Origin of the sequence: Nocardia wallacei, from assembly GCF_029868745.1 — a bacterium.
In the GTDB taxonomy this organism is placed as follows: domain Bacteria; phylum Actinomycetota; class Actinomycetes; order Mycobacteriales; family Mycobacteriaceae; genus Nocardia; species Nocardia wallacei_B.
The window spans coordinates 14,133-39,213 of sequence record NZ_JARWOP010000164.1 but is presented as its reverse complement, the minus strand read 5'-3'; the positions used below and the strand labels follow the sequence as shown (position 1 = coordinate 39,213).

Annotated in this window: 26 protein-coding genes, 1 tRNA gene and 1 riboswitch; of the genes, 9 read left to right on the top strand and 18 right to left on the bottom strand. The window is 67.8% G+C overall.

The window, feature by feature from the left end; all coding sequences use genetic code 11:
* From QH470_RS13810 to QH470_RS13795, 4 genes are all read right to left on the bottom strand, one after another.
* The coding region (locus tag QH470_RS13810; protein WP_280272734.1) for a hypothetical protein at positions 1-192 on the bottom strand (192 nt) is incomplete at its 3' end.
* A 217-nt stretch (positions 193-409) separates the two neighbouring features.
* Positions 410-1,087, bottom strand: a complete 678-nt coding sequence (locus QH470_RS13805; RefSeq protein ID WP_280272733.1) for a tetratricopeptide repeat protein — start codon at positions 1,085-1,087, stop codon at positions 410-412.
* Positions 1,088-1,104: 17 nt separating this feature from the next.
* The gene (locus QH470_RS13800) at positions 1,105-3,348 is read right to left on the bottom strand and encodes an AfsR/SARP family transcriptional regulator (RefSeq protein ID WP_280272732.1); all 2,244 of its coding nucleotides are present in this window, start codon (positions 3,346-3,348) and stop codon (positions 1,105-1,107) included.
* Positions 3,349-3,426: 78 nt separating this feature from the next.
* Positions 3,427-4,248, bottom strand: coding sequence for a crotonase/enoyl-CoA hydratase family protein (locus tag QH470_RS13795; protein ID WP_280272731.1), 822 nt, complete (start codon positions 4,246-4,248; stop codon positions 3,427-3,429).
* A 144-nt stretch (positions 4,249-4,392) separates the two neighbouring features.
* Between QH470_RS13795 and QH470_RS13790 the strand changes: the two genes are divergently transcribed.
* The 3 genes from QH470_RS13790 (at position 4,393) to QH470_RS13780 (ending at position 6,932) form a co-directional block, all read left to right on the top strand.
* Positions 4,393-4,713: a 2-oxo-4-hydroxy-4-carboxy-5-ureidoimidazoline decarboxylase gene (locus QH470_RS13790; RefSeq protein ID WP_280272730.1), complete on the top strand. Its 321-nt coding sequence runs from the start codon at positions 4,393-4,395 to the stop codon at positions 4,711-4,713.
* A 97-nt stretch (positions 4,714-4,810) separates the two neighbouring features.
* Positions 4,811-5,350 carry a flavin reductase family protein gene (locus QH470_RS13785; protein WP_280272729.1) on the top strand — a complete coding sequence of 180 codons (540 nt, stop codon included), beginning with the start codon at positions 4,811-4,813 and terminating at the stop codon, positions 5,348-5,350.
* Positions 5,351-5,456: 106 nt separating this feature from the next.
* A riboswitch (SAM riboswitch) is annotated at positions 5,457-5,570 on the top strand.
* 48 nt (positions 5,571-5,618) lie between these two features.
* On the top strand, positions 5,619-6,932 hold the full coding sequence (locus tag QH470_RS13780) for an aminotransferase class V-fold PLP-dependent enzyme (RefSeq protein ID WP_280272728.1): 1,314 nt from the start codon (positions 5,619-5,621) through the stop codon (positions 6,930-6,932).
* A 13-nt stretch (positions 6,933-6,945) separates the two neighbouring features.
* On the opposite strand, the gene QH470_RS13775 is transcribed toward QH470_RS13780, so the two are convergent.
* Genes QH470_RS13775 through QH470_RS13760 form a run of 4 tightly spaced genes read right to left on the bottom strand, consistent with a single transcriptional unit; the run spans position 6,946 to position 8,699 of the window.
* Complete coding sequence (locus QH470_RS13775; protein WP_280272727.1) at positions 6,946-7,134, bottom strand: hypothetical protein; 189 nt, start codon at positions 7,132-7,134, stop codon at positions 6,946-6,948.
* Between the two features lie 54 nt (positions 7,135-7,188).
* Positions 7,189-7,629 (bottom strand): DUF2752 domain-containing protein, encoded by a 441-nt coding sequence (locus QH470_RS13770; protein ID WP_280272726.1) that lies wholly within the window; start codon positions 7,627-7,629, stop codon positions 7,189-7,191.
* Positions 7,630-7,669: 40 nt separating this feature from the next.
* Positions 7,670-8,044 carry a glyoxalase superfamily protein gene (locus QH470_RS13765; protein ID WP_280272725.1) on the bottom strand — a complete coding sequence of 125 codons (375 nt, stop codon included), beginning with the start codon at positions 8,042-8,044 and terminating at the stop codon, positions 7,670-7,672.
* A 31-nt stretch (positions 8,045-8,075) separates the two neighbouring features.
* A complete protein-coding gene (locus QH470_RS13760; protein WP_280272724.1) occupies positions 8,076-8,699 on the bottom strand; it encodes a TetR family transcriptional regulator in 624 nt (207 codons plus the stop codon).
* 172 nt (positions 8,700-8,871) lie between these two features.
* On the opposite strand from QH470_RS13760, the gene QH470_RS13755 reads away from it, so the two are divergent.
* Together QH470_RS13755 and QH470_RS13750 are read left to right on the top strand one after the other, a co-directional pair.
* The gene (locus tag QH470_RS13755) at positions 8,872-9,660 is read left to right on the top strand and encodes an SDR family oxidoreductase (RefSeq protein WP_280272723.1); all 789 of its coding nucleotides are present in this window, start codon (positions 8,872-8,874) and stop codon (positions 9,658-9,660) included.
* A gap of 10 nt (positions 9,661-9,670) precedes the next feature.
* Positions 9,671-10,735, top strand: a complete 1,065-nt coding sequence (locus QH470_RS13750; protein ID WP_280272722.1) for an NAD(P)H-dependent amine dehydrogenase family protein — start codon at positions 9,671-9,673, stop codon at positions 10,733-10,735.
* 664 nt (positions 10,736-11,399) lie between these two features.
* On the opposite strand, the gene QH470_RS13745 is transcribed toward QH470_RS13750, so the two are convergent.
* From QH470_RS13745 to QH470_RS13730, 4 genes are all read right to left on the bottom strand, one after another.
* Positions 11,400-11,942, bottom strand: coding sequence for a hypothetical protein (locus tag QH470_RS13745; RefSeq protein WP_280272721.1), 543 nt, complete (start codon positions 11,940-11,942; stop codon positions 11,400-11,402).
* Between the two features lie 351 nt (positions 11,943-12,293).
* The gene (locus QH470_RS13740) at positions 12,294-13,130 is read right to left on the bottom strand and encodes a helix-turn-helix domain-containing protein (RefSeq protein ID WP_280272720.1); all 837 of its coding nucleotides are present in this window, start codon (positions 13,128-13,130) and stop codon (positions 12,294-12,296) included.
* Entirely contained in the window at positions 13,127-13,642 is a 516-nt protein-coding gene (locus QH470_RS13735) for a DUF6879 family protein (RefSeq protein ID WP_280272719.1), read from the bottom strand. Before QH470_RS13735 ends, QH470_RS13740 begins: the two co-directional genes overlap by 4 nt.
* Entirely contained in the window at positions 13,620-13,949 is a 330-nt protein-coding gene (locus QH470_RS13730; protein WP_280272718.1) for a hypothetical protein, read from the bottom strand. Before QH470_RS13730 ends, QH470_RS13735 begins: the two co-directional genes overlap by 23 nt.
* A 208-nt stretch (positions 13,950-14,157) precedes the next feature.
* On the opposite strand from QH470_RS13730, the gene QH470_RS13725 reads away from it, so the two are divergent.
* From QH470_RS13725 to QH470_RS13715, 3 genes are all read left to right on the top strand, one after another.
* Complete coding sequence (locus QH470_RS13725; RefSeq protein ID WP_280272717.1) at positions 14,158-14,424, top strand: hypothetical protein; 267 nt, start codon at positions 14,158-14,160, stop codon at positions 14,422-14,424.
* Between the two features lie 82 nt (positions 14,425-14,506).
* On the top strand, positions 14,507-14,629 hold the full coding sequence (locus tag QH470_RS13720) for a hypothetical protein (protein WP_280272716.1): 123 nt from the start codon (positions 14,507-14,509) through the stop codon (positions 14,627-14,629).
* A 394-nt stretch (positions 14,630-15,023) separates the two neighbouring features.
* Complete coding sequence (locus tag QH470_RS13715; protein WP_280272715.1) at positions 15,024-15,983, top strand: site-specific integrase; 960 nt, start codon at positions 15,024-15,026, stop codon at positions 15,981-15,983.
* 90 nt (positions 15,984-16,073) lie between these two features.
* Here QH470_RS13715 and QH470_RS13710 read toward each other — a convergent pair.
* The 6 genes from QH470_RS13710 to QH470_RS13685 form a co-directional block, all read right to left on the bottom strand.
* Positions 16,074-16,149: transfer RNA gene (locus QH470_RS13710), tRNA-Thr, on the bottom strand.
* A 243-nt stretch (positions 16,150-16,392) separates the two neighbouring features.
* Entirely contained in the window at positions 16,393-16,635 is a 243-nt protein-coding gene (locus QH470_RS13705) for a hypothetical protein (protein WP_280272714.1), read from the bottom strand.
* Between the two features lie 326 nt (positions 16,636-16,961).
* Positions 16,962-18,170 (bottom strand): DNA polymerase III subunit delta', encoded by a 1,209-nt coding sequence (locus tag QH470_RS13700; RefSeq protein ID WP_425302659.1) that lies wholly within the window; start codon positions 18,168-18,170, stop codon positions 16,962-16,964.
* A 79-nt stretch (positions 18,171-18,249) separates the two neighbouring features.
* Positions 18,250-18,774, bottom strand: a complete 525-nt coding sequence (locus QH470_RS13695; protein WP_280272713.1) for a mycothiol transferase — start codon at positions 18,772-18,774, stop codon at positions 18,250-18,252.
* 101 nt (positions 18,775-18,875) lie between these two features.
* The gene (gene topA, locus QH470_RS13690) at positions 18,876-21,782 is read right to left on the bottom strand and encodes a type I DNA topoisomerase (protein WP_425302658.1); all 2,907 of its coding nucleotides are present in this window, start codon (positions 21,780-21,782) and stop codon (positions 18,876-18,878) included.
* Between the two features lie 243 nt (positions 21,783-22,025).
* Positions 22,026-22,232 (bottom strand): cold-shock protein, encoded by a 207-nt coding sequence (locus QH470_RS13685; protein ID WP_019044597.1) that lies wholly within the window; start codon positions 22,230-22,232, stop codon positions 22,026-22,028.
* 435 nt (positions 22,233-22,667) lie between these two features.
* Between QH470_RS13685 and QH470_RS13680 the strand changes: the two genes are divergently transcribed.
* Positions 22,668-25,064 carry a DEAD/DEAH box helicase gene (locus QH470_RS13680; RefSeq protein ID WP_280272711.1) on the top strand — a complete coding sequence of 799 codons (2,397 nt, stop codon included), beginning with the start codon at positions 22,668-22,670 and terminating at the stop codon, positions 25,062-25,064.
* The last annotated feature ends 17 nt before the right edge of the window (positions 25,065-25,081 follow it).

The window sequence follows — 25,081 nt, the reverse complement described above, 5'->3', positions numbered from 1 at the left end:
AAGCCGCACCGAGCGCTCGAGGCTGGTGGTGGGCCCCCCCCCCACCAGCCCCCCCCCCCCCCCCCAGCGACCGAGGGCGCCGGGTACGGGCCCCCCCGGCCCCCCGCCGCCCCCCCCCCCCCCCCGGCGGGGGGGGGGGGCCCCGGCCCCCCCCCCCCCCCCCCCCCCCCCGAGGCTGGTGGTGGCCCGCACCCACAGCTGCCACCGCCGACCCCCCGTGCGACGATGGCCGCGGGTAACGGGCCACCTCGGACCCCGGCCGCACCGGCAGCGCTTGGGCGCCACCGGAATCCGCGACTGACACGCTAACCTGGCCGGCGCCGCCCGCGCACCTTTATCCCGACCACGAACGCACTGGTCACCGCGGTGGATGAGGCGGAAATGATCAGAAAATGACGTGCCCGGAGGCTCAGCCGGCAACCCGCTCGGCGTGGACGGCGGCGACCTGCTCACGCAGCATGGCCATGACCGGCACCGCCAATTCCGCGGCGATGCGCTCGTGCACCAGGTCGGCCTCCTCCAGCTGTACCACGATCTCGGCCGTCGCGCGTAACACCTGCCGGGCCTGGGTCGTGCGGCCCAGCCCCTGCAACACCAGCCCGTGCATCAGCATGACGCGGCCGCGGTGCAGCGGTCCGGCGGCCCGGGTGATGTTCTCGACCGCCTCGGCCGCGATCGGCTCGGCCCGAATCAGTTCCCCCGCAAGCATGTACACGTGCGCCAGCCGTGCCAGCGCGAGCCCCACCCGCAACGACATACCGCTGCGGCGCGCGGATTCGACTGCGCGCGTGCATAATTCGATCGCACGCTCGTGCTCGTCGCGGTAGGCCAGCGCGGCGCCCAGCTCGTGCAGCGCCATCGCCTCCAGGGCGTTGTTGCCGATCTGCTGCGCCAGATCCAGCCCGCGTTCGGCGCTGGCGACGGACTCCTCGAACCGCCCGTCGTCCGACAGCGTCTTGGCCACCTGGATCAGGCAACCGCATTCGATGGCCGGGTCACCGAGCCGCCGGGCCAGCCGGATGGCCCGCTCGGCATGCGCCAGCGAGGCGGCGACCTCCACGCCGACCCGTGCGGAACCGGCCAGCATCTGCGCCGCGAAGGCAGTCAGGCGGCGTTGCCCGGGGAATCACTGCCCAGCGACAACGCGATGCGCTGATGGTCGCGCCCGGTACTCATCCGAGCCAGGGCGTAGGTGAGCACGGAACCCAGCGCCACCCGCACCCGGCACTCCAGATCACGATCCCCGGCGCGCAGCGCGGCCGCGAGCAGTTCTTCCAGCGCCCGGGACAGTTCCTGAGCGTGCGGCCCGCCGTCGATCAATTCCGCCATGGCCCAGGCCAAGTCGGCACACAACGCCGGCGCGGGGCTCGCCGCGGCGCTGAGCCGGGCGGCCTGCCGGAACAGCGCCACCAGGTTGCGGCGCTCGGTGTTCAGCCAGCACTGCGCGTCGGCGCCGTCGGAGAACGACAACCCGCGAGCCCGAGTCGTTTCGAGGTACTCCGGCAACCGCGTCCCCGGATTGCACACCGCCACCACGTTTTTCATGGTCGCCAGGTAGAAGTCGAGCAGTCGCGGCAGCGCCTCGGATTCGTCGGCCGGGCCGAGTTCGCGGGCGAACAGCCGCAGCAGATCGTGATGGGTGTAGCGCCCCGCGGCGGTGGCGTCGAGCAGGCTCAGATCGACCAGCGACTCGCACAGGTACTCGGCCTCGTCGCGGTCGAGTCCCAGCATGGCCGCCGCGCCGGGCAGCGGCAGATCTTCCACCTCGGGACCGGCGAGCATGCGAAAAGCCTTGGCCTGCTGGGGTTCCAGCTGGTCGTAGCCGAGCCGGAAGACGGGTTCGACGGCGAGATCGCCGGTGCGGAGCAGCCCCAGCCGACGCCGTGAATCGGCCAGCCGGTCGGCGATCGCGGCGATCGTCCAGCGCGGGCGGCTCGCCAGCCGCGCGCCGATGATCCGCACCGCCAGCGGCAGCCGACCGCAGGCGCGCACCACCGCCTCGGCGGCCTCGGGTTCGGCGTCGACCCGATCGCCGCCGACGATGCGGGCCAGCAGGGTCGAGGCCTCCGCCGCGGTCATCTCATCCAGCCGCACGCCGACCGCTCCGGGCAGTTCGGGCAGCGCGGACCGGCTGGTGATCAGCACCGCCGAACCCGCAGTGCCCGGGATCAGCGGAGCCACCTGCTCGGCGTCCCGGGCGTTGTCGAGCACCACCAGCACCCGCTTGCCGTCCAACCGGCTGCGGAACTGGGCGGCGCGCTGCTGCGCCGAGGCCGCGATCTCCCCCTCCGGCACCCCGAGCGCGCGCAGGAAGTCGCCGAGGGTGTCGGCGGCGGAACCGCGGCGCTCGAATCCGTGCAGATCGACATGCAGCTGGCCGTCCGGGAAATGGTCCCGGGCCAGGTGCGCGACGTGCACGGCCAGCGTGCTTTTGCCGACCCCGCCCATCCCCGCGATCGCGCACACCGGCACGGCGCCGCCGGGCGCGGTGAGATGCTCGACCATCCGGCGCACCCAGTCGGCGCGACCGGTGAAATCGGCGATATCGGCGGGCAATTGCGCCACCCTGACCCGCTCGGCCACCGGCGCCGGACGCGTCGGCGCGGGCTCCGCGCGCAGAATGCGCTGTTGCAGATCGACCAGGCGGGGACCGGGTTCCAGACCCAGCGATTCGACGAGGGTGGCCCGCGTATCGGCGAACACCTCGAGCGCCTCGGCCCGCCGCCCAGCGTGATAGAACGCCGTCATCAACAGCTCACGGGTCTTCTCCCGCAACGGATGTTCCGCGGCCAGCGGTTGCAACTCGGTGATCGCCTCGGCGTGGCGACCCAGGCGGAGATCGGCCTCGAGACGGCGTTCCAGCAGACTCAACCGACGCTCGATGAGCTGGGCGCGGCGACGTTCGGCGTGCGGACCCGGTAACCCCGCCAGCGGAGTACCGGCCCAGAGGCTCAGCGCGGCCTGCAGGCGGTCGTGGGCCAGGGCGGCGTCGGAGGTGCGCTCGGCCTCGGTCGCGTACTGCTCGGCCAGATCTATGTCGACCGCGGCGGGCGGCAGGCGCAGCGCGTATCCGCCGGCGAATCCGACCAGCACCGCGGGCGGCGTGCCCGGCGCCCGGTCGGGCTCGAGGATCTTGCGCAGATGCAGGATGTGGTTGCGCAGCGCGCCGACCGCGCTGGCCGTGGCGCGATCGCCCCAGACGTCGGCGACCAGGTCCGCCACGGTGGCCGAGCGGCCGCGCCGCAGCAACAGCGCCGCGAGCACGGCTCGGCGCTGCTTGGGGCCGAGATCCAGCGGGTTCTCGCCGCGCCAAGCTCGTACCTCACCCAGCACGGCGAACTTCAGCATCGGTCCTGTCCACAACACACGAACGTTGTGCAGAGACGGTAGACGATCGTGCTGAACAGTCGTACAGGAAGCCTGTGGTTACCGGCCCTCGAACTCCGGCGGCCGCTTCTCGAACACCGCCTGAATGGCCTCCGTGAGATCCTCCGACGGCAGGAAGGCGGCGTTCCACGCCGAGACGTAGCGCAAACCGTCGGCGATCCGCCCGGCCTTGGGCTGGTCGAGCACGTCCTTGATGCCCTGCACCACCAGCGGCGGGTTCGCGGCGATCTCGCGGGCCATGGCGTGCGCGGCGTCGAGCACCGCGGCCTGATCGGCGTGCACGTCGTTGACCAGGCCGATGCGCTCCGCGCGGGCGGCGTCGATGTCCTTGCCGGTGTAGGCCAGTTCGCGCAGGTGGCCCTCGCCGATGACGCCGGGCAGCCGGTGCAGCGAACCGACGTCGGCCACGATGGCGACCTTGGCCTCGCGCAGACTGAAGGTGGCATCAGCGCTGGCCAGCCGGATATCGGCGGCGGCGATCAGGTCCAGGCCGCCGCCGACACACCAGCCCGACACCGCGGCGATCACCGGCTTGCGGCAATCGGCCACCGCGGTGACCGCGGCCTGCAGCCGCCGGATGTCGTGCAGAAAGGCGGTGCGCGGCGCGGCCAGGGCCCGGTCGGCCAGCAGCGCGCCGAACAGCGGACTCATCGCCTGCAGGTCGAGGCCGTAGGAGAAGTTGCGGCCCGATCCGGTGAGCACGATCGCCCGCACCTCCGGGTCGGCGTCGAGTTCACCGAAGACCAAGGGCAGTTCCCGCCAGAAGTCCGGGCCCATGGCGTTGCCCTTACCCGGGCCGATCAGCGTCACCTGCGCGACGTGATCCTTGCTCTCGACTGTGAAAGCCTTCCATTCAGTCATTTGTCCAGCGTAGCGACCCGTGTTCGGGCGGCCCGCACCGTGTAAATCCTGTGCAACATTCGCCGCGAACCGCTGTCGGCGGCGGCGTAGCGGTGCAACGATCGGTACCTCAGGATTTGCCGCCTCGGTTTACCGGAGGCCACCATGGTGATGCACAAGGGCATCGGCCTGGACCGTTTCAATTCGCTCCCCCGCACTCGCGCGGTACACGCGCTCTATTCCTGCTGCTGCGCCGTGACCTGGGCGGAGAAGGTGGCCGACGGTCGCCCCTATGCCGACCGCGCGGCGCTGCTGAAGGCCGCGGAGGTCGAGTTGCCCGCCCTCTCCGACGCGGATCTCGGCCGCATCTTCGACTCCTTCGTGCGGCAGGAGATCACGGAACGGACCACGGAGCTACTCACCCGCCTCACCCGCGACCGCATCAACCTGATGATCGGCCCGTCCGACGGCTATCCGGAGTACTGAACGGCCCGCGGCCGGAATACCCGCCACCCGGGCAACGTAGGTTGGAACTGTACGAAACCAGCGAGACCGCGCCCGCGAGCGGCGCCGAGGCGGTGACATGAGTTCCTCCGATGCCGAACTCGAGGTACCCGACGATCTGAGCGGAATCACCGCGTCCCAGTACCGGTCCGCCATGCGGCACTACCCCGCCGGCGTCACCATCGTCACCCTGGACTCGGCGACCCGGCCGGTGGGTTTCACCGCTACCTCCTTCGCCTCGCTGTCGCTGGATCCGCCGCTGATCTCGTTCAACATCGCGCACACCTCGTCGAGCATCGACGCCATGCTGGCCGCCGACTCGGTGGTCGTGCACTTCTTGGGCGAGCATCAGCGGCATCTGGCACAGCGGTTCTCCCGAGCCGCCGAGGAACGCTTCGCCGACCAGTCCCTGTGGACCCGCCTCGATACCGGCGAACCGGTCCTGCACGGCACCCCCATCTGGGTACGGGCCGCGGTGCACCAGCTGATCCCCGTCGGCGACCACACCCTGGTGATCGGCCTGGCCACCCGCGTCTACGACAACACCGGCGATCAGCCGATCGCCGCTCCCCTGCTCTACTACAACGGCGGATATCACCGGCCGATGGGGCTTGACTGAATCAGCTTCCAGCACAAGGCTTTCGCGCGTCCAGGATCAGCGGACCACACGTAAGGTCGCAGCGCGGGGTTGACAAGCGGGGCGGCCGTCTGCCAATCTCGGGCCAGGTCATGAGTGCCAGCGTCAAGCCCCGGCTTGCTGGCCGGCAACCCTCCTCCGCGGCGGGGTGCTCCGGGTGACGACCGGGCCGCTGCCCGACCGGGCAGGGCAAGCGCGGACTCCGACTACTCGTTTCCTCCGGAGTCCCATGACCCGAAGGGTTGACGTGATGACCGCTGCTCTCGACCACACCTGTGCCGCCGTTGCCCGCGTCTCCGGATGCGATCTGCGAGTTCCGTTGGTACAGGGCGGAACTCGCCGCTACGCCAATTTCGACTACGCCGCCAGCGCGCCCGCCCTGGCGCAGGTCGCCGATCGGGTGACCGAACTGCTGCCGTACTACGCCAGCGTGCACCGCGGCGCGGGCTACGCCTCCCGCATCTCGACCGACTGCTACGAGGCCGCCCGCGGCTCGGTGGCACGCTTCCTGAACTGCGCCGACGACCAGACGGTCGTGTTCACCCGCAACACCACCGACGCGCTGAATCTGCTGGCGTCCTGCGTGCCGGGCGATACCGTGGTACTCGACATCGAGCATCACGCCAACTTCCTGCCGTGGACACGGCACGGCCGTCGAGTGGTCCCGGCCGCGGACACGATCGAGGAGACGATCCGCCGCCTCGTCGCGGAACTGTGCACCAAACCCGCTGCGCTGCTTGCGGTTACGGGCGCCTCGAACGTGACTGGCGAACTGCTTCCACTGGAACGCCTGGCCACCATCGCGCACCAGTGCGGCGCCCGCATCCTGGTCGACGCGGCCCAGCTGGCGCCGCATCGCCGAATCGACCTGCGCGCCACGGGCATTGATTATCTGGCTTGCTCCGGTCACAAGCTCTACGCACCGTTCGGCGCGGGTGTGCTGGTGGGCCGCCGGGATTGGCTCGACGCCGCCGAGCCGTACCTCGCGGGCGGGGGCGCGGTGCGTGCGGTCACCGCCACCACCGCCGAATGGGCGCCGGCCCCGCAGCGGCACGAGGGCGGCTCCCCGAACGTCCTGGGCGTGGCCGCGCTGGCCGCCGCCTGCGACACCCTGGCCGCCTTGGACGAAGTCGCGGTCGGCGAGCACGAGCGTCAGCTCACCCAGCGGCTGCGCGACGGCCTGGAAACCGTTGCGGGAGTGCGCTTCCTGCGCATCTGGTCGGACAGCGCCGACGGCGTCGGCATCGTCGCGTTCACCGTGGACGGCTACGAACCGGGCCACGTCGCCGCCTACCTGTCGGCCGAATACGGCATCGGTGTGCGCGACGGGCGGTTCTGCGCGCATCCGCTGCTGGCCCGCCTCGGTGTGGACGGGGCACTGCGCGCCAGCATCGGGCTGGGCACCTGCGCGGCGGATGTGGACCGGCTGATCGACGCGGTCGACACTCTGGTGCGCGAGGGATCGGCCTGGGACTACGGCCGTACCGAAGGTCAGTGGAATCCGGTGCCGGAGACCCGGGAACGCCTCGCTCCGGGAACGGGCGCGGCGCCGTGCACAGTTTGAGCCGGCGTGGCGGTCAGGGTGTGAGGTAGCGCTCGGCGAGTTCCTCGAGCATGGGATCGTTGTCCCCGATCGCGTCGAGCAGTTCGAGGTCGTTCTCGACGGAGAGCTGGCGCGTGTCTTCCTGCTCCGGATCCGGCGCGCCGTCCTCGTTCAGCTGCCGCAGAATCTTCTCGCGTATCCGTGTTCGCAATGAATCAGCCATACCGTCAGCATGCCCAGTCGACGGCACTTCCCACAGGGACCGCGCCGCGATCTGTCACACCGGCGCCAGCCAGGTCCCCCACGGGGTATTGCGGAACACCGTGAACGCTGTGAACAACGCGAGAATCACCACCAGTTGGGTGCGGCCGATCGAGAACGGGAACGCTCGACCGGGTTGCCCACGCCAGTTCCGCACCGCCCAGTGCCCCAACCACAGCACGAATCCGACCAGCAGCGGCACCAGCAGCACATTGCTGTGCACAGCATCGAGGAACCGGCCGTCGGTGAGGTTGTGCACAGCCCGCAACCCGCCGCAGCCCGGACACCACCAGCCGGTTAGCGCGTACAACGGGCAGATGCTGTAGGACCCCGGCACGTGCGGGTCCCGGAAATGCAGCAACGCGACCACGGCCGCCGCCCCGCCCGCCACGAGGGCGGGTTGCCCGAGTCCTCGCCAACCCGGGCGAGTCTCGGTCTGCACGTGCGCGATATCCACAGTCGTCCACGGTAGCCGCCGCGAACTATCTTCCGCCAGGTCAGTCGGGCTGGGCGAACCGCAGTTCGTTGCCGAACGGATCGGTGACGGAGAACCCCGGACCGCCGGGTCCCTCCTCGGGCGGGCCCGGCCGGGCGTAGCCGTAGCGCTTCCCGGCAAGTTCGGCATGCCACCTGTGGATATCGTCCACAGCTGTCCACACCACGGTCCCGGGCGTGCCGTCGCCGTGATGTTCGCTCAGGTGGATGACCGCCGAACCACGGGACACCTGTGCATAAAGGGGCAGGCCCGGCTCGAAACGGTGCTCCCAGTCCACAGTGAAACCCAGGTATTCACAATAGAATTCGAGCGCCTTGGTCACATCGAAGATGCGCAGCACGGGAATCGGCGCGGCGAAACGCGGGGTGTCGGACATGCCGCGATGCTGCCAGAAGGCCGGGGGCCGATCAGCGTGCGGGCGCACCCTCCATGACCGGTGCGGTGAGAGTGCCCGCGAGCATATCCACGAGTTCGCCCCGAGCGGCCGCGTCGTCGGCGGCCACCCGGCCGGATTCGACGGCGCGTTCATGGTCGGCGAGCAGGGCGAACAACACCGTCGGCAGCGCGCGCAACCGCCGAATACGCAGTCGCGACGGAAGTTCGGGCAGTGCCCGCTGCAGGCCGCGCATGATCACGCGCACCGAGGTGCGTTCGGCGGTGTCGAGGTTGGCCACGTCCGTCACAGCCGGATGCGTCCGAATCTGTTCCAGGAACCGGGCATAGTGGCCGATGCCGTGGTGCGCGCCCAGCTCGAACATCGGGACGACCAGCGCCTCCAGCAAACCGTGCACGGATTCGGCCGAACCCGCTTGCTCGGCAAGCAATTCCAAGCGCCGCACCTCGAGGGTCGCCAGGCGGTGCTCGACGATCGCGGCGATGAGACCGTCGCGCGAGCCGAAGTGGTATTGGATCGCGGAGTTGTTGCGCTGCCCCGCCGCCGCGGCGATATCGCGCAGCGGCACGGTCGGTCCGCGTTCGGCGATCAATCGCTCCGCCGCCAGGATGAGCCGCTCCCGGGCCGTCGTCTCCACAGCTGAACAATAACCTCCGACCAGCATGTTGAGAAGTATGTCTTGACAATTAAGCACTATTGCTTAAAGTCTGCGTGTGACGGTGCTCACTGTCCTATTCGCGGCGCGAGCACCCGCTTCCGATACACACAGGACTGCCCGCGCGGTGGTCCGGAGGAGGAATCACCTCGCGATGATCCTGGACACCTTCCGCCTCGACGGCCGCGTCGCCGTCGTCACCGGCGCCGGTCGCGGCATCGGCGCCGCTACCGCGCTCGCCCTTGCCGAGGCCGGCGCCGACGTCGCCATCGCCGCCCGCACCGCCGCCCAGCTGGACGAGGTGGCGGACCGGATCCGCGCGCTCGGCCGCCGCGTCGTCACCGTGCCCTGCGACCTGTCCGACCTGTCGGCCGTCACCGCGTTCGCCGACACCGCCGCCGCGGAACTGGGCCGCCTCGACATCGTCGTCAACAATGTCGGCGGCACCATGCCGAACACCTTCCTCACCACCACACCGGAATTCCTCGAGGACGCCTTCCGGTTCAATGTGTCCACCGCCCACGCCCTCACTCAGGCGGCGGTGCCGCACATGCTGTCCGGCGACGGCGGCTCGGTCGTCAATATCAGCTCGATGATGGGCCGTTCCCCCGGCCGCGGCTTCCTCGCCTACGGCACCGCGAAGGCGGCACTGGCCCACTGGACCCGTTTGGCCGCAACGGATCTCGCGCCCCGCATCCGGGTGAACGCGATCGCGGTCGGCTCGGTACTCACCTCCGCGCTGGAAGTCGTGGCGCAGCAGCCGGAGATCAAGCAGCGGATGGAGGCGGACACGCCGCTGCATCGCCTCGGCGAACCGTGGGAGATCGCGGCCGCCATCGTCTACCTGAGCTCCCGTGCGGGGGGCTACGTCACGGGAAAGATTCTCGAGGTCGACGGCGGCATCGAAAGCCCGAACCTCGAACTCGGACTTCCGGATCTGTGAGGAGAGCACGATGACCTATCGCGTAGTGCAGTGGAGCACCGGCAATGTCGGCCGGTGGTCGCTGCGATCCGTAATCGCCCGGCCCGAACTGGAACTCGTGGGAGTCTGGGTCTCCAGCACGGCGAAAGAGGGCAAGGACGCCGCCGAGCTGGCGGGCCTCGACGAGCCGACCGGCATCCTCGCCACCACCGACGCCGAGGCGCTGCTCGCCCTGAAACCCGACTGCATCGTGCACACCGCCATGGCCGACAACCGCCTCATGGAGGCCGTCGAGGACCTGAAGACCTTCCTCCGGGCGGGCATCAACGTGGTGTCCAGCAGCCCCGTATTCCTCCAATTCCCTTACGGCACAATGCCCGCGGAGGCCATCGATCCGATCGTGGCGGCGGCCGAGGAGGGCGGCGCCTCGCTGTGGGTGAACGGCATCGACCCCGGCTGGGCCAACGACTGGCTACCACTGCTGGTCACCAGCGGCAGCGAACGCATCGACCAGGTCGTCTGCTCGGAGCTGATGGACTACTCCACCTACGACAACCCGAAGGTCCTGTTCGACATCATGGGCTTCGGCAGCGCCCTCGACGACCTCCCCCTGCTCCTGCAACCCGGCGTCCTCACCCTCGCCTGGGGCAGCGTCGTCCGCCAACTCGCCGCCGCGCTGGACGTCGAACTGGACGAGGTGACACAGCATTTCGAACGCCTACCCACCCCCGACCGGCTCGAGGTCGCAGGCCGCACCGTCGAAGCCGGAACCGCCGCCGCCCTCCGCTTCCAGGTCAACGGAATGCGTTCGGGCCGCGCGGTTTTCGTCCTCGAACACATCACCCGCCTACACCCCGACCTGGCCCCCGAATGGCCCCAGCCCACCGGAAAGGGTTGCTACCGAGTAGAAGTCAAGGGCGAGCCCGACTACCAACTCGACCTCCAGCTCTACAGCGGCGGCGACCACGCCAAAGCGGGCCTCGTCGGCACCGCAGCCCGCCTGGTCAGCTGCGTCCCCGCGGTAATCGAGGCCCGCCCCGGCCTCCTGACCGCCGCAGACCTCCCCCTCACCACAGGCCGGGGCTTGGTCAGCTGACAGCCCGCCCTAGTCGTCCATATCAACCACAAACGTCACAAGCCAAGACCCCGCCCCCGAATACGCCGGATCATGCTGAATAGTGTGCGACACAATCCGCCCACCCCCCAACGCCTGCAACAACTCCGGCTCATTCAACCCCTCGGACGTCAAGTCGAAGTACAACGCCCGCCCCACCATCGGCTGCGTCTTCCCATCAACCCGCCACATAACAAACCGTTGCGCCATGCGGGGAAGGTACGCCCCCAGCGACCTCGGGTCGAAACCACCTACCCTTCCCCCTGACCCGTTAGTTCAAGACGAACCCGAGGGCCCATGACATCAACCGGCTACGAGACGCTGCACTTCTCCCAGGCGAACCCCCCTGGCCCCAACCAAGCAGACGTACCAACCCTGCTCCGCACCGTCGCATCCACAATCGAGACCCTCGGCCCCATCACAGTGGCAGACCTGATCATGCACAACGAGCCCACCGCAGAAGGCAACTGGCCATCGATCACCGTCTACTACAGCAAGCACGACCCCGAGTAACGGAGTTCGCAGGTCGAGGCCCGCCACATCAATTCGTCCGCAGCGGCAGTTGCGAGGGCTGTCAGAGCAGACCCGGCAAAGTACTCGACCGAAGCTTCCGCACCATCGGCGCGGAGTGGTCGCGGCAGCACTGCTAATCGGCCGCTGGAGACAGAACTTGCCGACCTGCTTCGCCCGTGAGCTGCCGACGGCGAACCTCAGGCGGAGTCTGGATCTGCATGGATGCGTGCTTGACGAACGCGCGAATCGCGTTGCTGGCCTTGGTAGTACATTCCACGTGCTCGGAAAGGGTCGTCGCTCGATGAATCTGCCGGATCGCATCGATGACCGCGGTGCCCAACTCCTGCAATCGTGGATCATCAATCACCAACTCAACTTTCAGCAGTGCATCCCGAAGGTCGGTGCGCAGTTGGTAGCAGTGCCGTTTCGCAGCCTGAAGCGCCTCCGCATCCGGGTCCCCTTCCTGAATCAGATACCACCGTTCGATCTGCCCGTGACGAAACTTCGTCGCAGCGACACTGACAGCATGAAACGCCTCGAGACGGTCCCGCCGCAGCTGTTCCGCAAAGGAATCAGCAGCCCCACGAGCAGCCGTGCTGCGCTGGATCAGAAAAGTCGCGGTCGATCCGAGCAGGGTGCCAGCAACAGCGATCAGAGACGTAATCACAGCGGTCACGCCCACAACGTACCCGGCAAACCCCCGCTCAGCCTGGGGCACACAGCCGTCACGGTTCCAGCATGACCGGCTGTTCACTTCGGCGGTGGCACAACGGCGGCATACGGCACATGACCGGGCAAACCAAGCCGCCACCGAACAAATATGGAGCCGCCTGCGAGAATCGAACTCGCGACCTTTTCATTACGAGTGACCCCGGAAGTGTGATCCGGTGTCCAAGTAGGTCCGTGCAGTCCAGGTCAGAGGCTCTTTTCTGTCCAGGCGACACGGCTGCGTCCAGCGCGTACGTGCCCGTCTTGGCACACTGACGGCACATTGGAAACCGTGCCTGATCTGCGGTCTTACTGGCCCTCACGGTGCGCCGCGCCGCTCCAGTTCGGCGGCGATCATCTCGCGGGCCGCTACTCCGTGGACTGCCTGTTCGGTCAGTGCGGTGAAAACCTTCTCGTACAACGCAATCTCACGCGGCTGCGTGATGGTGGACTCGGCGGTGATCGTCTCCACCAGGACCTTGCGCCGGTCATATAGCACGAAATCTGTTGTGCGCCGGAAGAACCGACTATTCGCCGGGACAATCCCGAACACCAATCGGGGCAGGTCCATCAGTGTGAGCACATGTCGCAGCTGTCCCGCCATCACCTCATCGTTTCCTACCGTCGTCCAGAGGGCTTGCTCACCGACGAGGAGGTACAAACGGTGCTGGCCGTGGTGGAGGACCCGCTGTCGTTCCGTCCGCGCGGCTACGGCGGCATCCAGGTCCCGGCTGGTGTTCAAGAACTCCATGCCCGCTGTCATCAGTGCCCGTGCATAGTCCGCCGTCTGCAACAACCCGTGAAACACCTGCGGGTCGTAGCCGCGCAGGAGTTCGGTTCGTTCCTCGATGCCGCTGATCTGGCGCTGATGGCTGGCGTATCCGTGGCTGACGATGCGCCGCCATTCCATCCAGGCGGCGGAGATGTTCCGCACGGAAGCCAGCAGGTCCGGGTGTTCAGTCTCGGCTCCGGTGATCCTGCACCAGGCGGCCAAGTCGTCCTCGCTCAGCGCCTGCGCACCGTTCTCGATACGAGAGACCTTGGCCGGGTGCCAGCCCGCTTGCTCCGCCAGTTGGTAACCACGCAGGTGCGCCGCCACCCGCAGCTCCCGCAATCGGGCTCCCAGGTCGCGGCGCGCCTCACCAACGTTGGTCACTTGGCGTATTCGTCGTGCGGAATTGCTTTCGCCCACAGCTCGTCTCGGCGTTGGGCGTAGTGCGCTACGACTGCCGGATCAGTGATCGTCACCCAACCGGGTAGCGCGGCCCCGTCGCTGGTGAACACCGTGTACGCGGCCATATCGTCATCGAACAGCCACCAATCGTCATCTGGCAAGTCGGGCGGTGCGTCCTGGCGAGGCAACCACCGGATGTCTTCTCCCGCCTCGATATTCGCGGCCGTCGTACCCACCGAGAACAGGATGTAGTCCCCGTGAGGCTCGGTGACCACCCGGACCCGCTGCACCGCGCAGCCCGACCCGGTGACTTCCCGCATCAGCGCATGCCATCTCTCGCTGGCCGCAGGGTCTTGCGGTTCACCGGCCAGGAACCGGCGGACTCGATCTGCTTCCCCAACGACCCCGCTGTAGTCGTCACGGACCTCTAGGTGGAATACGCGGCGGTGAGTGCGGAAGGCGTACGCCAGATCATCGAACGCCAGGTGTTGCATCCCGCCTCCGCTCTGTCTCAATGGTTAGTTCTACCGCCGATTCGTGGCCGGGCAACCGGATCTGTTCCAGCGCTTCGGCATCCGCAACCGGCTCGCCCGTGAGCATGAATGTTCCGTGCCCGGTGTCGTGCAGCAGGGCACCGAAGCACGTCCCGGGCTGTAGGTGCCGGATCAAGCGGTGTGGAATCTCGATTGTGCGGGGATCGTCGGTGCTCCAGCCCTGCGCAACGTACGTGCCCCGGTCGCTGAGGAACAGGGTCGGGCTCTGACCATCTGTGCTGTCGCCGCCGAGTCGTTCGAGCTTCATGGTTCCTCCCATGGTGTGTGGACACACTCAATCATCGACGGCCCGCCGTCGCACCGCTGGCCAATTCGGCGCAATATGGCGCAATTTCCTGTTGCCGACGAACGCCGCACTCATAGCGTGCTTTTCAGGTTCCCCTGGTGTCGCCGTTCAACTTCCGATTCCGGCACATCCCGCGCGGAGGAACCAGCACACGACGGAGGGGCACGCGATGCGACACCAACCGACCGCGCTCGGATGGGTCGATCATGCGGTGAGTCCCTGGCTCGAATGGGATGCGGCGGGAGTCCGGCGGCTGGCGCGCCGCCTGGGCTATGTGCTCGTTTGGCCTCCCGATTGGAGTCTGATTCCGTTGGTGGATCAGGCGCGGGCAATGGACGCCGATGTGGTGATCACACCGGCACCGAACCACTTGGACGTAATCCAGTTACACGCCCTGATGGCATTTCCGATGTCGAAACCGTCTCCCCCCGAATGAGTTTCGCACGATGGTCGACCATTCCGGACCGCGCGGGTAGGCGATAGTCGTGGGCGGGGACGGCTGGCTCATCTTCGGGTTCGTGATCGCAATCGGCCTGCCGCTGGCCGTACTGGTCGGGGCGATCTGCTGGCCCGTGCGAATACCGAGGGACCGCACCGTGGAGACGATCCGGCAGCGAATCGAGGAGGAGAACGGGCCGTAACCTGCCACCCTCGGCGCGTGATGTTGTTCTCCTGTGGGTTGCCCGGACGCATGGCAGCGAAACCGACTGGAATTCGTACCGCCGGGCAACAAGCTGGGTGAGGTACAAGACGCGAGTCTCACGTCCGGCTCCAGGCCTTACGCCATCGGACTGGCCGGACATCAGTTCGTCTACGAGATCCGTACGGCCGATACGGTGCATGGGACCGGAGTGGTGGAACTGCTAATCAGCGCGCCCGACGCGGATGTACCGATTACGCAGCAGGACTTGCGGTGTATCCCCCTACAGCGATTGGCGGCCGTAGCCGCGATGTTCGAGCGCGGCGGCGAGTTCGACTGGACCCAGCTCTCCACGCCGGAGAAGCGCCCTCCACAGAAGCCAGGGGCGCGAGGCTATGACGACGAGTTCTACTCGGAGATCGCTCGAATGGCCCGGGAGGCCGTCCGCCCTGACCGCGCTGCACCCGACCGGCGTCACCGCCCGAACGATCCAGGCGGAGTTTCCCGGCAAGGACATCCATACCCCGCTGTCGGCGCTCGTCCGGGCAGGTCGGATCACCCGGGCCGGGCGCGCCACATACACAGCCATTGAGTTGGTTTCGATCACGCGCGGAGTGAAGCCGGTAACCGTCCAGTCCACTCTGACGGCCCTTAGCGCCATGGTTCAGTCCTACGTGGACCAGGGGGCGCTGCCGCGCAACGTGATTGCGCTCGTGGAACGTCCCGGCGATGAGATTCCCGAGGATGACGACGCAGCCGAAGCAGCGAGGTCGTGGACCGTTGCTGAAGTGAAGCGCTTCCGGGAGGAGGCGCGGGGGCACCGGCTCCATGCGTGCTGGCTGCTGTCCATCTACGGCGTGCGTCGCTCGGAAGTGTTGGGGATGCGGTGGTCCCGGTTCGATGACGCGGCGCTCCGAGTTCGCCGGGGCCGAGTGGCAATCGGCACAGAGACCGAGGAGAACTTGCCGAAGTCCCGCCGCAGTCGTCGTGATCTTCCACCTCCCGCCGTTCTGACCGAGGCGCTGCGCGCGCTGAAGGCGGCGCAGAAACACGAATGCCTGACGCTGGACATCCCGTGGTCCGACGATCGGCTGATCGCCGTGCACGAAGACGGGACGCCCGTCCGGCCAGAGTGGTACTCGGACGAGTTCCAGCGGATCAGCAGACGCGCCGGGCTGCGGCGCATCCCCCTGAAGGTTCTGCGGAACACGTCGGTGTCGCTCATGCTCGCACTCGGCATCCCGGTGCACATTGTGGCGGCCTGGCACGGTCACGACCCGGCAGTCTCGTTGTCCATCTACAGCGACACGCAGCCCGAGGATTTGAAGGCAGCGGGGCCTGCTCTCCTCGGGTGATTTGAGGAGGTGCTCTCCGCCCGTTGGCACACTGTCGGCATACCGGCCGCGCCAAGCGCCGTGACGGAGAGCTGGAAATAACCTCTGACCTGGAGCCGCCTGGGGGAATCGAACCCCCGACCTTTTCATTACGAGTGAAGCGCTCTACCGACTGAGCTAAGGCGGCGTGCCTTTCGGCCCCGCGAGTCTATCGAATCGGGGGCGGATCGCGAAAACCGGTGGTCAGAGCTGGGTGGATGACCGGCTCACCTTCACGACGCTGGGCGGGGGCGGCACCCAGCTGGACGCAAACGCTCCCCCCAGCCCTCTGATCGGGATTCTCGGGCGGTCCGTCGCGGTGCCGACTGGTGCAGGCCGAAAGCCCGTCCAGGCGGCGCTGCACGCGGCCCTGGTGCGCTGGCGCCCGCCGCTACGGTGTCAGGAAGTGAAGGCGCCACAGCTGTGGCTCCCACGGGTCGCTCACGTTGTCGCAGTAGTACTGCACGGCCTGATGGTGCTCGATCTTGTATTCGCCGGCGGCGTCGCACCGCTCGTAGGTGCTGAAGTCGGCTGTGTACCAGGTGCCTGCTTGGGCCGGGGCGGCCGCCAGCAGGCCGCCCACACCGAACGCGACGGTCGTCGCGGACGCGACGGCGATGGCTTTGAGGTTCATGCCTGTTGCTCCTGAATCTGCGGTGCACCCCGGGTGGATGCGGACTACAAGAGGATCGGGTGTCCTTCTAGGCTTCGTCTATACGTATGCTTAAGGTCGAGCTTTCGGGCCTGGTCATGGCCACTGCCGTTTCCAGATGTGCAGGGCAACGGATACTCGAATACCTAGAACAGCCCGGCCACACCGCAATCGGCAGATCCCCGCAGGAAAGGATCTGCATCGATGATGCGGATCTCCTTACCGCTGAGAGAAGGCCGCGACAGGATCAACACGAATTCGATTGCCGCGCATCGACACCGGGCCATTTGATGTGAAGCGCCCTGGGGTCAGGGAGTTCGGGCGGCTATCAAACCCGCGACCATGGCGGCTACGGCGAAGCGGGGTTTGACGTTCTGGTCCAGGGCGGTGCGGCAGCCGAGGACGGCTTCTATGGAGCGGAGCAGGCCCTCGGGGCGGACCTCGGTGGCCAGGTCGCGGATCTGGTCGGGGAGGTCGGGGTGGGTGAGGGTGACGCCGGAGGTGGCGGTGGGCTCGGCCGCGCCGAAACGGACCGCGAGGGCGTCACGGTAGAGACCGGCGACGTCGATCAGGGCACGGTCGAGGGAGTCGCGGCTGGTGCGGGTGGCTCGGGATTTCTGGCGGCGTTCCAGGTCCTTCAGGGCGCCGGCCGAGCCGCGGGTGGCGGAGGCGGTGCCTTTTCCGGTGCCACCCGCGCCCATGGCGGTGGCGAGTTCTTCCTTTTCGCGTTCATCCCGGCCCGCGCTCATTTGCTTGGCCTCTTCCTCGGCCGACTTCACCAGTTCGTCGGCGGCCGCGTAGGCGGCGCCGGGGCGCGCGGTGGCAGCGACCAGGGCCAGCGCGCGCTGGCGGCGGTCCTGCGCGTCGGGGTCGGTGGCCAGGCGGCGGGCACGGCCGACGTGACCGCCGCTGATCGACGCGGCCCAGAAGGCTTTGTCAGGGTCCAGGCCGTCGCGCTCCCGCAGGACCTGGGCCACGGCCTCGGTGGAAGGCGTGACGAGATGCACATGGCGACAACGGGATCGCAGCGTGACAGAGATGTCCTCCGGATCGTCGGAGGGGGCGCACAGCAGGAAGACCGTGCGCGCGGGCGGCTCCTCGACCACCTTCAGCAAGACATTGCCCGCAGCCTCGGTCAACCGGTCGGCATCCTCGACCAGCACCACCTGCCAGCGGCCGGTGCTGGGACGACGCGACGCCACCTGCACGATCTCGCGCATCTCCTTGGTGCCGATGCTGAGCCCCTCGGGCACGACGCGGCGCACATCGCCGTGCGTGCCCGCCATGGTGGTGGTGCAGGCGTGGCAGTGGCCGCAACCGGGGACGCCCGGATCGGTGCATTGCAGAGCCGCGGCGAAGCACAGCGCGGCGACCGAGCGGCCCGAACCGGGCGGCCCGGTGAACAGCCACGAATGCGTCATGGCCGACGACACGACACCGCTGCGCGCGGCCACCGCGGCAGCGGACAGCTCGGATTCGACCGCGTCCTGGCCGACCAGCCGATCGAAGACACCCACCACGCCGTACACCCTAGCCGCCACCACCGACACACTCGGCGCACCGGCACGGCATGCATTCGTAGCGCGCGGAACGACCTCAGGACGCGCGCTGATGCGTGGTATTCGCCCCGTCCAGCGCCTCGCGGATGATGTCGGCGTGCCCGCTGTGCTGCGCGATCTCTCGAAGAATATGCAGAAGCGTGAAACGCACTGTCTGCCAGACCCGTTCGGGCGCCCACGGCGCGGTCGGAACGGGGATCGAGGTGTCGAGACTGTCCACGTTGCGGATCAGGTCGGCGGTGTTCTCCGCGACCGCGTCCCACTCCTTCAACAGGCCCTCGACCGTCTCCTCCGCGGCCAATTTGTACTCCGAATCGAATTGGGACACATCGATTTCCGCGTTCTCGTCGCGTTCCACGATCACCGTCGTCCAGTGCTGTTCGACGTGCACGAGATGGTGCAGCAGCCCGCCCAGTGTCAGCTCGCTGACCGTGGTGCGCTGCCGGGCCTGATCGGTTTCTATGTCCCGCAACGTGATTCGGAAGAGTTCGCGCTGATTCGCCAGCATCTCGATCAGGGTTTCACGTTCCTGGTCGGCTCTTTGGGTCGATGGTGCGGTCATCGGATGTCCTTCCGCCGGCGTGCCCGAATGGCTGCCCAGGCTACGGCAGAATATGCGCGCGATTCGGACATGGGCCGATTTCCGCTAGTGAACAGCGGGTGTCAGGCCTTCGTCGAATTGCTCTTCTTCGCCGCGGTCTTGGTTGCCGTCTTCTTGGCGGTGGACTTCTCGGCCGTCTTCTTCGCCGTCGTGGTCTTCTTGGCCGCGGTGGCCTTCTTCGCGGGGGCCTTCTTGGTGGTCTTCTTGGCCGCCTTCTTCACCGGACCCCTGGCCCGGCGGTCGGCGAGCAGCTCGGAGGCGCGCGCGTCGGTGATCGACTCGACCTCGTCGCCCTTGCGCAGGCTGGCATTGGTCTCGCCGTCGGTGACGTAGGGCCCGAAGCGGCCGTCCTTGATGACCATCGGCTTGCCGCTGGCGGAGTCTGCGCCGAGTTCGCGCAGCGGCGCCGCGCTGGCGGCCTGCCGACCGCGCCGCTTGGGCTCGGCGTAGATCTTCAGCGCCTCCTCCAGCGTCACCGAGAAGATCTGATCCTCACTGGTCAGCGACCGAGAATCGGTGCCCTTCTTCAGATATGGACCGTAGCGGCCGTTCTGCGCGGTGATCTCCTCACCGGATTCGGGGTCCTTGCCCACCACGCGAGGCAACGACAACAGCAGCAACGCGTCGTCGAGGGTGATGGTGGCCAGGTCCATCGACTTGAACAGCGACCCCGTACGCGGCTTGGGTCCGGCCGCCTTCTTCGATCCCTTCTTGGCGGTCGAATCCTCTTCCGGCTCAGGCAGAATCTCGGTCACGTACGGACCGAACCGGCCCTCCTTGGCCACGATCCGATGCCCGCTCTCGGGATCGACGCCGAGGGTGCGGCCCTCCTGCGGGGTCGAGAACAGCTTCTCGGCGACCTCCGGCGTCAGCTCGTCCGGCGGCAGATCGTCGGGCAGGTTGGCGCGCTGCGAGACCGGATCACCGTCCGGGTCATCGGGATTGGCGACCATGCGCTCCAGATACGGTCCGAACCGACCGACCCGGACGACGACGTCGCGGCCTTCGTCATCGGTGAACAGCTTGATCGAATTGATCTCGCGCGCATCGATGTCGTCGAGTTGCTCGCCGACCATCTTCTTCAGTCCGCCCGAGCGCGCGACCGACCCCTCGACACCGTTCTCGCCGCCGAAGTAGAAGCTGGACAACCAATTTCCGCGTTGCTCACGCCCACCGGCGATGGCGTCGAGATCGTCCTCCATCGCGGCGGTGAAGTCGAAGTCGACCAGTCGGCCGAAGTACGCCTCGAGCAGACCGACCACCGCGAAGGCCACCCACGACGGCACCAGTGCGTTGCCGCGCTTGTATACGTAGCCGCGGTCGAGGATGGTCTTGATGATCGACGCATACGTCGACGGACGGCCGATGCCCAGTTCTTCCAGAGACTTGATCAGCGACGCCTCGTTGTAGCGGGGCGGCGGATTCGTCGTGTGCCCGTCCGGGTTCAGCTCGGTGGCCGAGACCGCCTGGCCCTCGTTCAGCGCCGGCAGCCGGGACTCGGCGTCGTCGGACTGACCACCCGAATCCTCGTCCACGCTCTCGACGTAGGCCTTGAGGAAACCGGCGAAGGTGATGGTGCGGCCCGAGGCGGAGAACACGCACTCCTCGCCCGTCCCGGCGTGGCCGGTGATCCGCACGGTCAGCGTGGTGCCGCGGGCGTCGGCCATCTGCGAGGCGACGGTGCGCTGCCAGATCAGCTCGTAGAGCCGGAATTCGTCGGTGTCGAGCCGCGACGACAGCTGGCCGGGCGTGGCGAAGGTGTCGCCGGCGGGGCGGATCGCCTCGTGTGCCTCCTGCGCGTTCTTGACCTTGCGGGTGTACTGGCGCGGCGTCGGGTGTACGAACTGCGTGCCGTACAACTGCGTGGCCTGCGCTCGGGCGGCCGCGATCGCCGACTCCGACAGCGTCGTGGAGTCGGTACGCATATAGGTGATGTAGCCGTTCTCGTACAGCCGCTGCGCCACCCGCATCGTGCGCTCGGAGCCGAAGCGCAGCTTGCGCGCGGCCTCCTGCTGCAGCGTGGAGGTCATGAACGGGGGGTACGGACGTCGCGTGTACGGCTTCGACTCGACCGAGCTGACCTGGAAGTCGGCGCCTGCCAGCGCCTCGGCCAGCCGCCGGGCGTAGCTCTCGTCGAGGACGGTGACACCGCTGGTCTTGAGCTGTCCGTCGGCGCCGAAATCCCGGCCGCCGGCGACCCGCGATCCGTCGACCGTGACCAGCCGGGCGCCGAACGTGCGCGGGTTGGCGGCATCGCCTTCCCCGGTGCCCGCATCGAATTTGGCGGCGATGTCCCAGTATTCGGCCGACCGGAAGGCCATGCGCTCGCGCTCGCGCTGCACGATGATCCGCGTCGCGACCGACTGCACGCGGCCCGCCGACAATCGCGGCATGACCTTCTTCCAGAGCACCGGGCTGACCTCGTAGCCGTACAACCGGTCCAGGATGCGGCGGGTCTCCTGCGCGTCGACCAGATCGTTGTCCAGCTCGCGAGTGTCGGCGGCGGCGGCGCGGATGGCGGGCTCGGTGATCTCGTGGAAAACCATGCGCCGGACCGGCACCTTGGGTTTCAGCGTCTCCAGCAGATGCCAGGCGATGGCCTCGCCCTCGCGGTCGGGGTCGGTGGCCAGATACAGCTCGTCGGCGTCGGCAAGCAGGCTCTTGAGCTCGGAGACCTTGGCCTTCTTATCCGGGCTGACCACATAGATGGGCTCGAAGTCGTTGTCGACGTCGACGCCCAGGCGGGCCCAGGACTGTCCTTTGTACTTGGCGGGCACGTCCGCCGCACCGCGCGGTAGGTCCCGGATGTGGCCGACAGAAGCCTCCACGGTGTATCCGCGGCCGAGGTAGGGGGCGATTTTCCGGGCCTTCGTCGGCGACTCGACGATGACGAGACGACGCAGGGGCCGGCCCTGGTCGGGCGCTGCTGCCTGGGGCTTCGGCGATGCACCGCGGTCTCGTGTTGCCACCGGCGAACACACCTTTCCTGTCGACCCGCGCGGCGCAGGTGGCGCAGCGCGCGGCTGGGGCATGCGGCGGAGACAGATGTCCCCCCGCCAGTCACGTTTATACCGTGTCGTAGCGCCACACTTCTGCTGCGGCGTGTCGAATAGCCCCGGTTTGCGGTCGAGTGTACTGGCCCCGGATAAGGCTCGTCCCCCACCGCGCCAGGCGGTGAGGGACGAGCGATCTGACCTTTTGGGTTGACCCGCTCAGCTGAGCGCGCGAACTCCGGTGGCCTGCGGGCCCTTGGTGCCCTGGCCGACCTCGAATTCGACCTTCTGGTTCTCCTCGAGGGTGCGGAAGCCCGTCCCCTGGATCTCGGAGTAGTGGACGAAGACGTCAGCGGAGCCGTCCTCGGGCGCGATGAAGCCGAACCCCTTCTCCGCGTTGAACCACTTCACAGTTCCCTGTGCCATTCTGTTCCTTCTCTTTCCATACCGGAACGGCGGACAAGTTTGGTTCGTCCACCGGGTCCGTTCCGACCGCTGTACTCTGTTCCCCCTGCAGGAAGCATCAAGCACACCGTTCGCAACATCGATCCTGCTGATGGTTTGGACCTTTGATCCGTTCCCTCGAACACAGAAGCTTGCGACCAGGAACCAGTGAACCATGTCTCCGAGCAATTCGACAGTCGAGTTACCGACAATTTGCAAAAAAGATGATCTTGCGAATGCGCAGGTGAGGGTGGCAATGCCCAAATCCAGACTTGGAGTAGGTTTGCTTCGGGATAACCGAGCGGGCGTCAGGCAAACAGGCTGTGACGCAGATCGCTACTCGGTAGCGAATAGGCAGGTAGGGCTTCTGCAACACACACGATTCACACATTCCTTGCGCGTCGGGATCTCGACACGATGAATCCGACCGACCCGTCTGCTCCGATCTCTCTCGGCAAACAATCGAGCTATGGGCGATCGTTGCTGAATCGTGTCCTTTTAGGACTTCCGGATGGCGACAACCGTCTTACTCATGTGACCGAGTTACCCGCGCGGGCAGCGCAGGGCACCGGCTGGCCGTCCTGGATACCGTCCGAGGTGATCGACGCGTTACACCGGACCGGCGTGGAAATCCCCTGGTCACACCAGACTCGAACGGCCGAATCGGCGAAAGCCGGACAGCACGTGGTGGTGTCCACGGGCACCGCGTCGGGTAAGTCGCTCGGATATCAACTGCCGGTGCTCACCGCGCTACTCGACGACCCGCGGGCGACCGCTCTGTATTTATCTCCCACGAAAGCGCTCGGCGCCGACCAGCTGCGCGCGACCGCCGCCCTTACCCATGACGGGCCGCTGCGCGATATTCATCCCGCCACGTACGACGGTGATACCCCGGCGGAGGTCCGGCAGTGGGTGCGCGCCAACGCTCGCTGGGTGTTCACCAATCCCGACATGCTGCACCTGGGCATCCTGCGGTCGCATCAGCGGTGGGCGCGGGTGCTGCGGCGGTTGCGCTATGTCGTGATCGACGAATGCCATGCCTATCGCGGGGTGTTCGGCTCGCACGTGGCGCTGGTGCTGCGGCGGCTGCGGCGCATTGCCGCGCATTACGGCGCGGATCCGGTGTTCGTGCTGTGCTCGGCCACCACGGCCGATCCGGCAGCGTCCGCATCGCGGCTGATCGGAGCGCCGTGCGTCGCGGTCACCGAGGACGGATCACCGCAGGGAGCGCGCACCGTGGCGCTGTGGGAACCTGCGCTTTTGCCCGCCGTGAGCGGCGAGAACGGGGCGCCCGTGCGGCGGGCGGCCACCGCGGAGGCGGCGCGCATCATGACCGACCTGGTCGCCGAGGGCGCGCGCACGCTGACCTTCGTGCGGTCCCGGCGGGCGGCGGAGGTGGTGGCCATGGAAACCCGGCGCATGCTGGACGAATTCGATTCCGAGCTGGCCTCGCGGGTGACCGCCTATCGCGCCGGCTACCTCGCCGAGGATCGGCGCGACCTGGAGGCCGGACTGGCCGACGGCTCGCTGCTGGGCGCCGCGACGACCAACGCCTTGGAACTGGGCGTCGACATCGCGGGCCTGGACGCCGTGGTGATCGCGGGCTTTCCCGGGACCGTCGCTTCCTTCTGGCAGCAAGCGGGCCGGGCGGGGCGGCGATCGCAGGGATCGCTGGTCGTGCTCGTGGCGCGGGACGATCCGCTGGACATGTATCTCGTGCATCATCCAGACGCTTTGCTCGGGCGGCCGGTCGAGGCGACGATCACCGACCCGACCAACCCCTGTGTATTGGAACCGCATCTGCTGTGCGCGGCATTGGAGCTGCCGATGACCGACGCCGAGGTGGACGAGTTCGGCGGGCAGACGCTGGTCGATGAACTCGCCGAGCAGGGCCTGATCCGGCGCCGCACCGCCGCCAAGGGACCCGCGCGCTGGTACGCCACGGCCGTGGAACAGCCGCACGACGCCGTCGACGTGCGCGGCGGCATCGGTGCGCCGGTGGCGATCGTCGACGAGGAGAGCGGGCGGTTGCTCGGCACCGCCGACGCCGGGCGAGCGCCGGCCACGCTGCATCCCGGTGCCGTGCATCTGCATCAGGGCGAGACCTATGTCGTCGACGAACTCGACCTCGATGGCGGGGTCGCGTTCGTGCACGCCGATCAGCCCGGCTGGACGACGAGTGCGCGGGCGGTCACCTCCGTCACCGTGGAGGAGACGACCACCGAGCACGCGCACGACTCGGTGACGGCCGCGCTGGCTCGCGTGCGGGTGAGCCGTCAGGTCGTGGGGTATCTGCGCACACTGCCGACCGGCGAGGTGCTGGATCTGGTGGAGCTGGAGCTGCCCGAACAGACCCTGCCGACGGTGGCCGTGCTGTACACGGTCACGCCTGAGCTGCTGGCCAGGGCGAGGATCGACCCGAAGCGAGTGCCCGGCGCGCTGCACGCGGCCGAGCATGCCGCGATCGGAATGTTGCCGCTGGTCGCCAGCTGCGATCGCTGGGACATCGGCGGGGTGTCCACCGCCGAGCATCCCGATACCGGTCTGCCGACCGTGTTCGTCTACGACGGTCATCCGGGCGGCGCCGGGTTCGCGGAACGGGGATTCACTCGGCTGCGCACCTGGTTGGCGGCCACTCTCGCGGCCATCGAGTCGTGCGAATGCCCGGGTGGCTGCCCATCCTGCGTGCAGTCCCCCAAGTGCGGCAACGGAAACCAGCCGCTGGACAAGGCCGGTGCGGCGGCGCTGCTGGCCGCGGTGCTCGCGGAGCTGCCGGAGGATTTGTCCGATTACGGCGATGAGCCCGGAATGTGACTGCCGATTCATCGCAG